Raw genomic sequence first — 13,928 nt, forward strand, 5'->3', positions numbered from 1 at the left:
TCTTTGCCGCGGCCGTACAATGCCGGGCCAAATTCCAGCCTCTGCAAGGACATAACGGCCACATGCGCACCAGTCAGTTCCTGCTCTCGACCCTCAAAGAAACCCCGTCCGATGCCGTGGTGATCAGTCACCAGCTGATGCTGCGCGCCGGGATGATCCGCAAGCTGGCTTCGGGGCTCTACACCTGGATGCCGATGGGGCTGCGCGCGCTGCGCAAGGCCGAGGCCATCGTGCGTGACGAGATGAACAAGGCCGGGGCGCTGGAAGTGCTGATGCCGGCGATCCAGCCAGCCGAGCTGTGGCAGGAATCCGGGCGCTGGGAGCAGTACGGCCCCGAGCTGCTGCGCCTGAAGGACCGTCATGGGCGCGAGTTCTGCGTCGGCCCGACCCACGAAGAAGTCATCACCGACCTGGCGCGCAACGAGCTGAACAGCTACAAGCAGCTGCCGATCAACTTCTTCCAGATCCAGACCAAGTTCCGCGACGAGATCCGCCCACGCTTCGGCCTGATGCGTGGCCGCGAATTCCTGATGAAGGACGCCTACTCCTTCCACCTGAGCCAGGAATCGCTGCAGGAAACGTACGACCGTATGCACCAGGCATACTGCAACATCTTCACCCGTCTGGGCCTGAACTTCCGCCCGGTGCAGGCCGATACCGGCTCCATCGGCGGCACGGGCTCGCACGAGTTCCACGTGCTGGCCGAATCCGGCGAAGACGATATCGCCTTCAGCGACACCTCCGACTACGCCGCTAACATCGAGAAGGCCGAGGCCATCCCGCGCGAGAGCGAGCGCGCCGCACCTACCGAGGAGCTGCGGCTGGTCGACACGCCGAATGCCAAGACCATCGCCGAGCTGGTCGAGCGGTTCGGTCTGGCCATCGAGAAGACCGTCAAGACGCTGGTCGTACATGGTCTCGAGAAAGGCCAGCTGATCGCCCTGATCGTGCGTGGCGATCACGAACTCAACGAGATCAAGGCCGCGAATCTGGCGCAGGTCGCGAGCCCGCTGGTGTTCGCCTCGGAAGCCGAGATCCGCGCAGCCATTGGTGCAGGCCCCGGCTCGCTGGGCCCGCTGAACCTGCCGATTCCATGCGTCATCGACCGATCGGTCGCGCTGATGAGCGACTTCGGCGCCGGCGCTAACGTCGACGACAAGCACTACTTCGGTCTGAACTGGGAGCGCGATCTGCCGCTGCCTGAGGTCGCTGATCTGCGCAATGTGGTTGCCGGCGACCCGAGCCCGGACGGCCAGGGCAGCCTGGTGATCAAGCGCGGCATCGAGGTCGGTCACATCTTCCAGCTGGGCACCAAGTACAGCGAGGCCATGAACTGCCAGGTCATGGGCGAGAACGGCAAGCCGGCCACGCTGATCATGGGCTGCTACGGCATCGGCGTGTCCCGCGTCGTCGCCGCGGCCATCGAGCAGAACTACGACGAGCGCGGCATTCTCTGGCCGGACGCCCTGGCGCCGTTCCAGATCGCTCTCGTGCCGATGAAGTATGAGAACGAGGCCGTGCGCGAGGCGACCGACAAGCTCTACGCCGACCTGACTGCCGCCGGTTACGAAGTGCTGCTTGACGACCGTGACAAGAAGACCAGTCCGGGCGTCAAATTCGCCGACATGGAGCTGATCGGCATTCCGCATCGCATCGTCATCGGCGATCGCGGCCTGGCCGACGGCACCCTGGAGTACAAGCACCGTCGCGATGCCGAACCGCAGGCGGTCGCTGCCGCTGACATCCTGTCTTTCATCAATTCGCGTGTCGCACGCTGATCGGAAACCATGCTCAACCGACGTGTTGTAGTTTCAACCGGCGCCGCGCTCTGCGCGGCGCTACTGCTTGGCGGCTGCGCCAACCATCTGCCGCAGCGCAGCGAGCACGAGGCCAGGACCGAGCGTAAACCGCTCGACCACAGCCTGCGCATCGAGGTCGGCGAGCCGCCGGTGCTGGAGTTGCCGCAACGGCGCGTCCGCATCCAGGAACAGCGGACCTTCGAGGTTACCGATTTCGAGGTCACCCGCCGTTACGATCGCTACACGCCCTACCAAGCCTGGCGCGAGCTGTACGAGATACCACTCGGGGCGGTCGCCGTGGTCGCCGGCATCGGCGCCAACGTGGTCAACGTCGTACTGTTGGGCAACGTGCCGGAGAGCGCCACCCGCGGCTGGATCAGCTACGGTTTCGCCGGCCTCAACCCCTTCCTCAACGTCGAGTCCAACGGGCGCTCGCAGCAGAACCTCGCCAGTCTCGACGAACAGCGCCGTGATACCCGCCTGGAATACACCAGCCTGCCCTGGGCCGAACGTCCGGTGCGGGTCAGCGCAGGCGAACAGCTCCACGAGCTGAACACCGACCGCAACGGCGTGTTGCACCTCAACCTGCTCGACGGACCGTTTGCCGAGCAGGACATCGGCCCCATCGGCAAGCTGCTGCTGAGCGTCGAGGATGAGCAGGACGGCACGCGCGCCGACGCCGTATTGCTGGTCAGCCACAACTTGCGCGGCAAGCTGCTGGAAGCCCACGACCTGATCTTCGACGATCTCGAAGGTGACGACGTGGCGCAGTGGGTTCACCGCGTCAAACGCCTGTCCGAGCTGGGGCTGGAGGAAGAAGCCAGCGAGCTGGAGCAGAGCCTGATCGAGCTGACGCGGCATGATCCCGAACTGCAGCAGGAGTTTCTCCAGCGCCTGATGCAGGACGCCGGGCGCACCGCCTCGTCGGTGGACAACTGACACCATGCCATGGCGCTGCTGGCTGCTGTCGGCGCTGCTGCTCCTGGCATGCCCGCTCCAGGCCAGCATCCGCCAGGCTCCGGAGCCCGAACTGCGCGAGCTGATGCAGCGCACGGTCGCCGAGGCGGACAGCTTTCAGGACCGTTTCGAGGCCGAGGTCTGGCTGCTCGACATGTCCACCCGCCTCAAGCGCTACATCGCCGACACCGAGGAACGCCTTACCCTGCTGCGCCTGGTACACCGCGAGGCGACCAAGGCCGGGCTGCGTCCCGATCTGGTCATGGCGCTGATCCACGCCGAGAGCCGCTTCGACCGCTTCGCGATTTCCAGCGTCGGCGCTCAGGGCATGATGCAGGTGATGCCGTTCTGGAAAGCCGAACTCGGGCGCCCGCAGGACAACCTCACCGACAACGCCACCAACCTGCGCTACGGCTGCACGATCCTTAGCTACTACCTGCGCAAGGAGAAGGGCGACATCAGCCGTGCGCTCGCCCGCTACAACGGCAGCCTCGGCCAGCAGCGCTACCCGGCGAAAGTGATCGGTTTCTGGCAGGACTTCTGGTACGTGCGCCCCTGAGCGCCGGCGCTCTACTCGTCACGCAGTTGCTCGAGCCGGGCCAACAGCTTGTCAGCAGTCTGCTCGCCAACCAGTTGCTCGCGCACCTTGCCCGTGTCGTCGACCAGATAGGTCACCGGCAGTACCGCGCTGCGCGACAGTCGCAGCCGCTCGGCTGGATCCTCGCTGAGCACGCGAAAACGGATTCCCAGCGCCTCGGCCGCCTGCGCCAGCTCCTCTCCCCGCAGCTCGTCGAAGTTGACGCCAAGCACATGCAGGTCCGTGCGGGATTCGGCCAGACGATTCAGCTCGGGAATTTCGGTACGACACGGGCCGCACCACTCCGCCCAGTAATTGATCAGCAGCCAGCGCCCCTGCAATTGCTCGGCGGCCACCAGTTGCCCGTGCTGATCCACACCCCAGTCCTGCTCGCAGCCGCTGACCAGCAGGCCGCCCAGCAGCATCAACAACAGGCCTCTGAACTTGCCCACGTCCGGTACCCCGCCAGAATATTCGATGCCGCTAGCCTGACCCATGCAACCGCCGCAAGGCAACCATGCGCGCCACCTTTATGTCGGCTCCGCCGACTGCTGCCAGCGAACCGGCGTCTTCGCCGAACTGGGAGCCTAGTCACGCCTGGCGTCGGCAACGTGCACAGTTTTGCCGCCAAGGTGCTGCCTATAATTTCGCACCTACCATCCTCCCTGCCTGCAGCGAAGCCATGTCCCAGCTCCATGACAAACTGATTAGCCCTGTGCCTTCTCACATCGTCGACCAGGCGCCCCTCGCACTCACGGCCTATGAGGGCCGCGTCGCCGAGTTCAACATCGCCAGCTGGCTGCAGCTGCACGGGCAGGCCGGATTGAGCGTTTCCCTGGTGATGAAATACCGCGACGGCCAACAGCGACGCGAAGCCGCCGTGGATCACGGGCGTACCGATAGCAACGGCAGGATCTTGCTGTCTGGCGTCGCGCGCCTGATCGTCAGAAGCCGGATCGAAGATCTGCAGGTGTACTTGCGCGCCGGCGTGGAGATCGAGCAGATGAAGGTCGAGGAACTCTTCGTGCAGGCCGCCGAACGGATCGAAGCGCCCGCACAGCTGATACAGGCGTAGGTTTAGCGCGCCCGCTTTTCCGCCGCAGGCGATTCCCGCTCGACGGGCTCGTCCTGCTTGCACAGGAGGACGAGCGATTCGGGCCAGTGGCTGAAGGTCAGGCCGGTCAGGCGGTTTAGCGACTGCAGCGCCAGCTCCGGAGCCCGTTGGTGCAGATGGATGACAGTATTGCGTTCGGTCTTCACGGCCACATTCCTTCCTTCGCCTCAGTGCAAGCCTCAGCTAGAAACGTGCCAGCCTGGCTCTGCCGTGCTCCACCTCCGTGCATTAGCACCGTTCAACACAACCGAGATGCCAAAGTGCCATGGCACGAAGGCGGAATCGCTCAGCTACTGACCGTTTTTGTCACCACCGACGCTCAGCCAGTCGGCCAGACTGCCACCGAACAGATTGAGCTGCTCCTGCTGCAGCAGCTCCAGAGAGCGCCGCAGAGTCGGATACCAGGCTTCCGACAACGTCTCGGGCAGCCGCTCCAGCCCAGACAACGGCCACGGGTTGTGGCGCAACAGCTGGTCGAGGCTGTAATGACTGAGGTCACGACACAGCACCCAACCGCCCGATCCCGTGCGGCAGACCAGCTGTTCGCGCTCGAAGAATTCCAGCAGCTCGTCCCACTCGTCTTCGGGCAGGTGCCAGCCGGCGCGGTGCATGTCACGCAGCGCGAGCTCGCGCCCTTCCTGCTGGCGGTCATAGAGCAACCGCAGCAGCACCAACATCACCAGCAGACGCGGCAGGCGTCGGCGGCGCCACTGCTGCGACGAGGACAGACCGCAGACCAGCTCGGCGCCGAACAGCACGATCATCCACGACAGGTAAATCCACAGCAGGAACAACGGCACCGCCGCGAAAGCACCATAGATCAGCTGGTAACTCGGGAAATAGCTGACATACAGGCCGAACAGTTGCTTGGCCGCCTCGAACAACACCGCGGCGAACAGCCCGCCCGCCAGCGCATGGCGCAGCGGCACGCGGGTATTGGGCACTGCCGCGTAGAGCAAGGTGAAGGCCAGGATGCTGAGCACCAGCGGCATCGCCTTCAGCAGCGTGCCCGCGCCGAGCAACGCATGCGGCCCCGAGATCAGTGCCAGCGAGGCGATGTAGGTACTGGTCGCAAACCCCGCACCGAGGAGCAGCGGGCCGAGGCTGAGAATCGCCCAGTACAGCAGGAAGCTCGACACCCCGCGCCGCGGCTGGCGCACGCGCCAGATGGTGTTGAAGGCCTTCTCGATGGTGAGCAGCATCATCAGCGCGGTCACCATCAGGAATCCGACGCCGAACCAGGTCAGCTGGCGGGCCTGGCTGGTGAACGCGATCAGGTACTCCTGAATCGTCGCTCCGGTGGAGGGAATGAAGTTCTTGAAGATATACAGCTGGATCTGTTCGCCGACGCCCTGGAACGCCGGAATCGCAGAAAGCATGGCGAAGGTGACGGTCATCATCGGCACCACCGCGAAGAGGGTGGTGTAGGTCAGCGCCGCCGCACTGTTCGGGCCGCGGTCGGCGACGAAACGCTGCACCAGAAAGCGACAGAACTCCATCAGATTGTCGATGCGCTGCTGCATCCCCGCTCCTTAGCCAACCGGTCGTTTCGAACCGTCCCCCCGGGAGGGTTAGAATGGCCGCCTTCATCGGCGAGGCGCAACCCAAAATGACCGAACTTACCCTCTATCACAACCCGCGCTGCTCGAAATCGCGCGGCGCGCTGGAATTGCTCGAAGCCCGCGGGCTCGAGCCGCACATCGTGCGCTACCTGGAAACCCCACCCAGCGCCACCGAACTGCGGGCCCTGCTGGCCAAGCTCGGACTGAGCGCGCGGCAACTGCTGCGCAGCGGCGAAGAGGAATACCAGAGCCTCGGCCTGGCCGACCCGAACCTCAGCGACACACAGTTGATCGAGGCAATGGTCGCCCATCCGCGACTGATCGAGCGGCCGATCCTAATCGCCGGCGACAAAGCCGTGGTCGGACGCCCGCCGGAACGCGTGCTGGAGATCCTGCCGTGAGTGCGCCGTACATCCTGGTGCTCTATTACAGCCGTCACGGCGCCACCGCCGAGATGGCTCGGCAGATCGCCCGCGGTATCGAAATGACCGGACTCGAGGCGCGTCTGCGCACGGTGCCGGCAGTATCCAGCGAATGCGAAGCGGTGGCGCCGAGCATTCCGCACGACGGCGCGCTCTACGCCACGCTGGACGATCTGAAGCACTGCGCCGGCGTTGCGCTCGGCAGTCCGACGCGCTTCGGCAACATGGCCGCCCCGCTCAAGTACTTCCTCGACGGCACCAGCAGCCTGTGGCTGACCGGCGAGCTGGTCGGCAAGCCCGCCGCAGTGTTCACCTCCACCGCCAGCCTGCACGGCGGCCAGGAGAGCACGCTGCTGTCGATGCTGCTGCCGCTGCTGCATCACGGCATGCTGGTTCTGGGCCTGCCCTACAGCGAGAACGCCCTGCTGGAAACCCGTGGCGGCGGCACGCCATATGGCGCCAGCCACCATGCCGGTGCCGACGGCAAGCGGGCGCTCGATACGCATGAAACCGCCCTCTGCCGCGCACTCGGCCAGCGCCTGGCGCAGACTGCACAGCGTCTGGAGGCATCCCGTGGCTAAAGCGCGCAAGCCCCTGCCGGCCCTCGATTGGCTGGCGCCACGACTGAAGTTCGCCCGCGTCGCCAGTCTCGCCAGCTTTGTCGCCCTCGCGGCGCTGCTGACGACCTGGAACCTCGTCTTCGCCGACCTGCACGGCGCGCGCACCTGGGTGGTGATCGGCATCCAGCTGCTCCCGCTGCTGCTGGTCGCACCGGGGATGATCCTCGGCAGCCCACGGGCGCACGCCTGGACCTGCTTCATCGTCAATATCTACTTCCTCCAGGGTGTGCTCGCCGCAATCGATCCGCATCGCATGCTCTACGGCTGGCTGGAGGCACTGCTCAGTCTGACCCTGTTCACCTCGGCGCTGCTGTATACGCGCTGGGCCTACCAGTACCAACGCAAGCTGGCCGGCGAACCCTGACAGGCTGCTGAACATCGGCTGCGGCGGGCGGGTGCCGCATGGCACTCGCCATCGGCACGGCGGCGCGCCAGACTGCAAACTCCCTCAATCGCCCGGAGTATTCCATGAGCAGAACCATTCTCATCGTCGGCGCCTCGCGCGGCCTCGGTCTCGGCCTGGCGCGGCAGTTCTCCAGCCAGGGCTGGCAAGTGATCGCCACCGTGCGCGATCCGGCACGCGCCGATGCGCTCAAGGCGCTGGCCGGCGTGCGGATCGAAGCGCTGGAGCTGGACGATGCCGACAGCCTCGAAACACTCGCACAGCGTCTGGCGGGCACGCAGCTCGATGTGCTCTACGTCAACGCCGGTATCGCCGGCCCGCAGGGCAAGCCCGCCACCGCGGCCAGCCAGATGGAAGTCGGCCAGCTGTTCTTCACCAATGCGGTCGCGCCGGTGCGCCTGGCCGAGCGGCTGCTGCCGCTGGTGGAGCAGAAACAGGGCGTCATCGTCTTCATGAGTTCCATCCTCGGCAGCGTCGAAACCGGCCCCAGCATGGGCATGCCGCTGTACGGCGCCAGCAAGGCCGCACTCAACCACCTGACGCGTTCCTTCGTCGCCGGCTTGGGCGAAAGCACGCTGACGGTGCTGTCGATGCATCCGGGCTGGGTGAAGACCGACATGGGCGGCAGCGAAGCGCCACTGGATGTCGAGACCAGCGCGCGCGGCATGACCGAGCAGGTCCTGCGCGCCATCGGCCAGGGCGGTCATCGCTACCTCGACTACCAGGGCAACCCGCTGCCCTGGTGATTCGCTCGCGACCGGGACCTCCGGTCGCGGCAGCCAGGCGCGCACCAACGTGGTCGACAAGCCCGCACGACGCGGCTATGGTTCGCCTCCGGTGCGCCACGGCGACACTCCCTGGATCAGCAGACAGGGCATAACTGAGCTGGCTACTCTGAACTCAACCCTTCAGGAGAAAGCCGGCCATGCCTGCTGACCGTATCTGGATCAAGAATCCCCTCGCCCTGTTCACCGCCAACGACGCCCAGGCCCCCGGTGGGCTGGTGGTCGAAAACGGCGTCATCGTCGAACTACTTGCCGCCGGGGCCATGCCCGCGCAGCCGGTCGACGAAACCTTCGATGCCCGCGAGCACGTCGTGCTGCCAGGGCTGGTCAATACCCATCACCACTTCTACCAGACGCTCACCCGCGCCTGGGGTCCGGTGGTCAACGAGCCGCTGTTCAACTGGCTGCTGACGCTCTACCCGGTCTGGGCCCGCCTCACACCGCGGGCGCTGGAACTGGCGAGCAAGGTGGCGCTGGCCGAACTGCTGCTGTCGGGCTGCACCACCGCCGCCGACCACCACTACCTGTTCCCCGCCGGGCTCGAGGAGGCGATCGACATTCAGGTCGAAGCCGTGCGCGAGCTGGGCATGCGCGCCATGCTGACGCGCGGCTCGATGAACCTGTCCAAGGAGAACGGCGGCCTGCCGTGCAAGAGCGTGGTGCAGGACGCCGAAACGATCCTCGCTGACAGCGAGCGGCTGATCGAGCGCTACCACGAGCGCGGCGACGGCGCGCAAATCCAGATCGCCCTCGCGCCCTGCTCGCCGTTCTCGGTGACCACCGACATCATGCGCGCCTGCGCCGAGCTGGCCGAAGCGCGCGATGTGCGCCTGCATACCCACCTGGCCGAGACGCTGGACGAGCAGGAGTTCTGCGCGCAGCGCTTCGGCATGCGCACCGTGGACTACCTGCAGAGCGTTGGCTGGCTCGGCCCACGGACCTGGCTGGCGCATGGCATCCACTTCAACCAGGTGGAGATCCACCGCCTGGGCGCGGCCGGCGTCGGCATCTGTCATTGCCCAAGTTCCAACATGCGCCTGGCCTCGGGCATCTGCCACACGCTGGAGCTGGAGGACAAGGGCGCCATCATCGGCCTGGGCGTCGACGGCTCAGCCTCCAACGACGCCTCCAACATGATGCTCGAAGCGCGCCAGGCGCTGTTCATCCAGCGCCTGCGCTACGGCGCGGCGAAGATCACGCCAGAGAAGGTTCTCGGCTGGGCGACCCGCGGTTCAGCGCGGCTGCTCGGACGCAGCGACATCGGCGAACTGGCGGTCGGCAAACAGGCCGACCTCGCGCTGTTCAAGCTCGACGAACTGCGCTTCTCCGGCAGCCACGATCCCATCGCCGCGCTGCTGCTGTGCGCCGCCGACCGCGCCGACCGGGTGATGGTCGGCGGCCGCTGGCGGGTGATCGACGGGCAGATCGAAGGTCTGGACGTCGCCGGGTTGATCGCCGATCACCGCCAGGCGGCGCGCCAGCTGATCGCCGGCTGAGCACGCCCTCCGCAACCGGGACGACGTCTGCACGGCGTCGCTCGCGGTTGCGGACCTGCCGTCAAAAGCCGTCACCGACGTGGCGCAGACGGCTTTACTTGCTGTTAGTAACGCTCGTCCACTGCTGTATGGCTGTTGGCCGCCAGGTGCGCTCGTCCGTCACATTGACTTTTCAGTCAATTTTTCTTGACCGAAAAGTCAGTTAATACTAATTTTTCGCTCCAGGCGCTATCCAAGAGCCAAGAACAAGAAAGCGGAGGTCTACCTTGATCCAGTTTCTGCTCAATCGCGAGCTGCGCAGCGAGCGCACGCTCGACCCCAACACCACGGTGCTGCAATACCTGCGCGAGCACCGTGGCAAGACCGGCACCAAGGAGGGCTGCGCCTCCGGCGACTGTGGCGCCTGCACCGTGGTGGTCGGCGAACTGGTCGGTGAACGCCTGCGCTACCGCACCCTCAACTCCTGCCTGACCTTCGTCTCCGCGCTGCACGGCAAGCAGCTGATCAGCGTCGAGGACCTCAAGCACCAGGGCCGTCTGCACAGCGTGCAGCAGGCGATGGTCGACTGCCACGGCTCACAGTGCGGGTTCTGCACGCCGGGCTTCGTCATGAGCCTGTTCGCCTTGCAGAAGAATGCCGCCGCGGTGAACGAGTACGACCCGCACCAGACCCACGAAGCGCTGGCCGGCAACCTTTGCCGCTGCACCGGCTACCGGCCGATCCTCGCCGCCGCCGAACAGGCCCGCACCCATCCCGAGGCGGACCAGTTCGACGCAGAAGAAGCCGAGACCATCGCTCAGCTCAAGGCCATCGCGCCGCGTGAAATGGCCGAGCTCAGCGATGGCGACAAGCGCTGCCTGTCGCCACTGACCGTCGCCGAATTGGCCGAGGTCTACGCCGCCAACCCGGACGCGCGACTGCTTGCCGGAGGCACCGACCTGGCGCTGGAAGTCACCCAGTTCCATCGCGCGCTGCCGCTGCTGATCCACGTCGGTCAGGTCGCCGAGATGAAGCAGGTGGTAATCACCGACCGCTATATCGAGATCGGCGCCGCCGCGCCGCTGACCGACTGCTACGCCGCGCTGGCCGCCGACTACCCGGATTTCGGCGAGCTGCTGCAACGCTTTGCCTCCCTGCAGATCCGCAACCAGGGCACGCTGGGCGGCAACATCGGCAACGCCTCGCCCATCGGCGATTCGCCGCCGCTGCTGATCGCCCTCGGCGCCGAGATTGTCCTGCGCCACGGCGCCGACATGCGCACCTTGCCGCTGCAGGATTTCTTCCTCGACTACAAGGTCACCGCGCGTCAGCCCGGCGAGTTCATCGAGAAGGTGCGGGTGCCGCGCGCGACGCCGCAGCGGCTGTTCCGCGCGTACAAGGTCTCCAAGCGCCTGGACGACGACATTTCCGCCGTCTGCGCCGCCTTCGAACTGCAGCTCGAAGGCGGCGTGATCGCCGATGCCCGCGTCGCCTTCGGCGGCATGGCGGCGATTCCCAAACGCGCTGCGGCCTGCGAGGCGACGCTCAAAGGCGCGCCGTGGAACCAGCAGACGGTGGAGGCAGCCTGCGACGCGCTGGCCGAAGACTTCACCCCGCTGACCGACTTCCGTGCCAGCCGCGAGTACCGCCTGCTGGTGGCGCAGAACCTGCTGCGCAAATGTTTCCTCGAACAACAAGCGTCCAAGACCGAGACGAGGGTGACCGCATATGTCTAACCACAGCCTTGCCAAGACCCAGGAAGAACTCATCGCCCTGTTCAAGCAGGACCTGGTCACCGGTGTCGGTCGCAGCGTCAAGCACGACAGCGCACCCAAGCACGTCTCCGGCGAAGCGGTGTACGTCGACGACCGCCTGGAGTTCCCCAACCAGCTGCACGTCTATGCCCGCATGAGCGACCGTGCCCATGCCCGTATCGTGCGCATCGACACTTCGCCCTGCTACCAGATTCCGGGCGTGGCCATCGCCATCACCGCCGAGGACGTCCCCGGTCAGCTGGACATCGGCCCGGTGGTCGCCGGCGACCCGCTGCTGGCCGACGGCAAGGTGGAGTACATCGGCCAGCCGGTGATCGCCGTGGCTGCCGACAGCCTGGAAACCGCGCGCAAGGCGGCCATGGCCGCAATCATCGAATACGAGGATCTGGAGCCGGTGCTCGACGTGGTCGAGGCGCTGCGCAAGAAGCACTTCGTACTGGATAGTCACACCCACCAGCGCGGCGACTCGGCCAGCGCCCTGGCCAGCGCACCGCGCCGGCTGCAGGGCACGCTGCACATCGGCGGTCAGGAGCACTTCTACCTGGAGACGCAGATTTCCTCGGTGATGCCCACCGAGGATGGCGGCATGATCGTCTACACCTCGACGCAGAACCCCACCGAGGTGCAGAAGCTGGTGGCCGAAGTGCTCGGCGTGCCGATGAACAAGATCGTCATCGACATGCGCCGCATGGGCGGCGGCTTCGGCGGCAAGGAGACCCAGGCCTCGATGCCGGCCTGCCTGTGCGCGGTGATCGCGCACCTCACCGGTCGGCCGACCAAGATGCGCCTGCCGCGCATGGAAGACATGACCATGACCGGCAAGCGCCACCCGTTCTACGTCGAATACGACGTCGGCTTCGACGACGACGGCCTGCTGCACGGCATCCAGATCGATCTGGCCGGCAACTGCGGCTACTCGCCGGACCTCTCCGGTTCGATCGTCGACCGCGCCATGTTCCACTCCGACAATGCCTACTACTTGGGCGACGCCACCATCCACGGCCATCGCTGCAAGACCAACCTCGCCTCCAACACCGCCTATCGCGGCTTCGGCGGCCCGCAGGGCATGGTCGCCATCGAGGAGATCATGGACGCCATCGCCCGCGAGCTGGGCAAGGACCCGCTCGACGTGCGCAAGCGCAACTACTACGGCAAGACCGAACGCAACGTTACGCCCTATTACCAGACCGTCGAGCACAACATGCTCGAGGAGATGACCGCCGAGCTGGAGGCCAGCAGCGAGTACACCCGCCGCCGCGAAGAGATCCGCGCGTTCAATGCCACAAGCCCGATCCTGAAGAAGGGCCTGGCGCTGACCCCGGTGAAGTTCGGCATCAGCTTCACCGCGAGCTTTCTCAACCAGGCCGGCGCGCTGGTGCACGTCTACACCGACGGCAGCATCCACCTCAATCACGGTGGCACCGAGATGGGCCAGGGCCTGAACACCAAGGTCGCGCAGGTGGTGGCCGAGGTGTTCCAGGTGGATATCGAGCGCATCCAGATCACCGCCACCAACACCGACAAGGTGCCCAACACCTCGCCGACGGCCGCCTCCAGCGGCGCCGACCTCAACGGCAAGGCGGCGCAGAACGCGGCGCTGACCATCAAGCAACGGCTGGTCGAGTTCGCCGCGCGGCACTGGAACGTCACCGAGGAGGATGTCGAATTCCGTAACGGCCAGGTACGCATCCGCGATCAGTACGTGTCGTTCGAGGAGTTGATCCAGCAGGCCTATTTCGGCCAGGTCTCGCTGTCGTCCACCGGCTTCTACCGCACGCCGAAGATCTACTACGACCGCAGCCAGGCGCGCGGGCGGCCGTTCTACTACTTCGCCTATGGTGCGGCCTGCTCGGAAGTGATCGTCGATACCCTGACCGGCGAATACAAGATGCTGCGCAGCGATATCCTGCATGACGTCGGCGCCTCGCTGAACCCGGCCATCGACATCGGCCAGGTCGAAGGCGGCTTCGTCCAGGGCATGGGTTGGCTGACCATGGAAGAGCTGGTCTGGAACGACAAGGGCAAGCTGATGACCAACGGCCCGGCGAGCTACAAGATCCCAGCGGTCGCCGACATGCCGCTGGACCTGCGCGTCAAGCTGGTGGAGAACCGCAAGAACCCCGAAGACACGGTGTTCCACTCCAAGGCCGTCGGCGAGCCGCCGTTCATGCTCGGCATCTCGGTCTGGTGCGCGATCAAGGATGCCGTGGCGAGCCTGGCCGACTACCGGGCGCAGCCGCAGATCGACGCCCCGGCGACGCCCGAGCGCGTGCTCTGGGGCGTGGAGCAGATGCGCAAGCTGAAGCAACAGGCGGCGTCCATACCGGAGCCTGCAGTGGAAGCCGCGCACTGACCCGTAGGGTGGACAACGCTCCGCTTGTCCACCACGGTCGCAACACGAATGTTCCGGTGGAAAACGCTTCGCGGTTTTCCACGGGG

14 protein-coding genes are annotated in these 13,928 nt (G+C 65.7%); 11 read left to right on the forward strand and 3 right to left on the reverse strand.

The features are described 5' to 3' along the window. Positions 1–62 precede the first annotated feature (62 nt). From HU825_RS00655 to HU825_RS00665, 3 genes are read left to right on the forward strand one after another with little or no spacing between them, the layout of a single operon-like run. On the forward strand, positions 63–1,778 hold the full coding sequence (locus HU825_RS00655) for a proline--tRNA ligase (protein ID WP_043297574.1): 1,716 nt from the start codon (positions 63–65) through the stop codon (positions 1,776–1,778). Between the two features lie 9 nt (positions 1,779–1,787). Further along, on the forward strand, positions 1,788–2,738 hold the full coding sequence (locus HU825_RS00660; protein ID WP_043297573.1) for a hypothetical protein: 951 nt from the start codon (positions 1,788–1,790) through the stop codon (positions 2,736–2,738). Between the two features lie 4 nt (positions 2,739–2,742). Next, positions 2,743–3,315, forward strand: coding sequence for a lytic transglycosylase domain-containing protein (locus HU825_RS00665; protein ID WP_043297571.1), 573 nt, complete (start codon positions 2,743–2,745; stop codon positions 3,313–3,315). Between the two features lie 11 nt (positions 3,316–3,326). Here HU825_RS00665 and HU825_RS00670 read toward each other — a convergent pair whose 3' ends face one another. Further along, positions 3,327–3,758, reverse strand: a complete 432-nt coding sequence (locus HU825_RS00670; protein ID WP_043297777.1) for a TlpA family protein disulfide reductase — start codon at positions 3,756–3,758, stop codon at positions 3,327–3,329. A 257-nt stretch (positions 3,759–4,015) separates the two neighbouring features. Between HU825_RS00670 and HU825_RS00675 the strand changes: the two genes are divergently transcribed. Then, on the forward strand, positions 4,016–4,408 hold the full coding sequence (locus HU825_RS00675; protein WP_054094992.1) for a hypothetical protein: 393 nt from the start codon (positions 4,016–4,018) through the stop codon (positions 4,406–4,408). Between the two features lie 2 nt (positions 4,409–4,410). On the opposite strand, the gene HU825_RS00680 is transcribed toward HU825_RS00675, so the two are convergent. Next, entirely contained in the window at positions 4,411–4,593 is a 183-nt protein-coding gene (locus HU825_RS00680; RefSeq protein WP_043297568.1) for a hypothetical protein, read from the reverse strand. A gap of 144 nt (positions 4,594–4,737) precedes the next feature. Next, the gene (locus tag HU825_RS00685) at positions 4,738–5,970 is read right to left on the reverse strand and encodes a virulence factor BrkB family protein (protein WP_043297567.1); all 1,233 of its coding nucleotides are present in this window, start codon (positions 5,968–5,970) and stop codon (positions 4,738–4,740) included. An 86-nt stretch (positions 5,971–6,056) separates the two neighbouring features. Between HU825_RS00685 and arsC the strand changes: the two genes are divergently transcribed. The 7 genes from arsC (at position 6,057) to xdhB (ending at position 13,842) form a co-directional block, all read left to right on the forward strand. Continuing rightward, complete coding sequence (gene arsC / locus HU825_RS00690) at positions 6,057–6,410, forward strand: arsenate reductase (glutaredoxin) (RefSeq protein WP_043297776.1); 354 nt, start codon at positions 6,057–6,059, stop codon at positions 6,408–6,410. Further along, positions 6,407–7,012 (forward strand): NAD(P)H:quinone oxidoreductase, encoded by a 606-nt coding sequence (gene wrbA / locus HU825_RS00695; RefSeq protein ID WP_043297566.1) that lies wholly within the window; start codon positions 6,407–6,409, stop codon positions 7,010–7,012. The genes arsC and wrbA overlap by 4 nt, the downstream gene beginning before the upstream one ends. Continuing rightward, the gene (locus tag HU825_RS00700; RefSeq protein ID WP_043297564.1) at positions 7,005–7,415 is read left to right on the forward strand and encodes a DUF2069 domain-containing protein; all 411 of its coding nucleotides are present in this window, start codon (positions 7,005–7,007) and stop codon (positions 7,413–7,415) included. Before wrbA ends, HU825_RS00700 begins: the two co-directional genes overlap by 8 nt. A 104-nt stretch (positions 7,416–7,519) precedes the next feature. Next, a complete protein-coding gene (locus tag HU825_RS00705; protein WP_234302703.1) occupies positions 7,520–8,200 on the forward strand; it encodes an SDR family oxidoreductase in 681 nt (226 codons plus the stop codon). Between the two features lie 179 nt (positions 8,201–8,379). Next, positions 8,380–9,735 carry an 8-oxoguanine deaminase gene (locus HU825_RS00710; RefSeq protein ID WP_234302704.1) on the forward strand — a complete coding sequence of 452 codons (1,356 nt, stop codon included), beginning with the start codon at positions 8,380–8,382 and terminating at the stop codon, positions 9,733–9,735. 266 nt (positions 9,736–10,001) lie between these two features. Then, on the forward strand, positions 10,002–11,450 hold the full coding sequence (gene xdhA / locus HU825_RS00715; RefSeq protein WP_234302705.1) for a xanthine dehydrogenase small subunit: 1,449 nt from the start codon (positions 10,002–10,004) through the stop codon (positions 11,448–11,450). Beyond that, positions 11,443–13,842, forward strand: coding sequence for a xanthine dehydrogenase molybdopterin binding subunit (gene xdhB / locus HU825_RS00720; RefSeq protein ID WP_234302706.1), 2,400 nt, complete (start codon positions 11,443–11,445; stop codon positions 13,840–13,842). Before xdhA ends, xdhB begins: the two co-directional genes overlap by 8 nt. Positions 13,843–13,928 lie beyond the last annotated feature (86 nt).

The sequence above is a fragment of the Pseudomonas phenolilytica genome, assembly GCF_021432765.1.
Classification (GTDB): Bacteria; Pseudomonadota; Gammaproteobacteria; order Pseudomonadales; family Pseudomonadaceae; genus Stutzerimonas; species Stutzerimonas phenolilytica.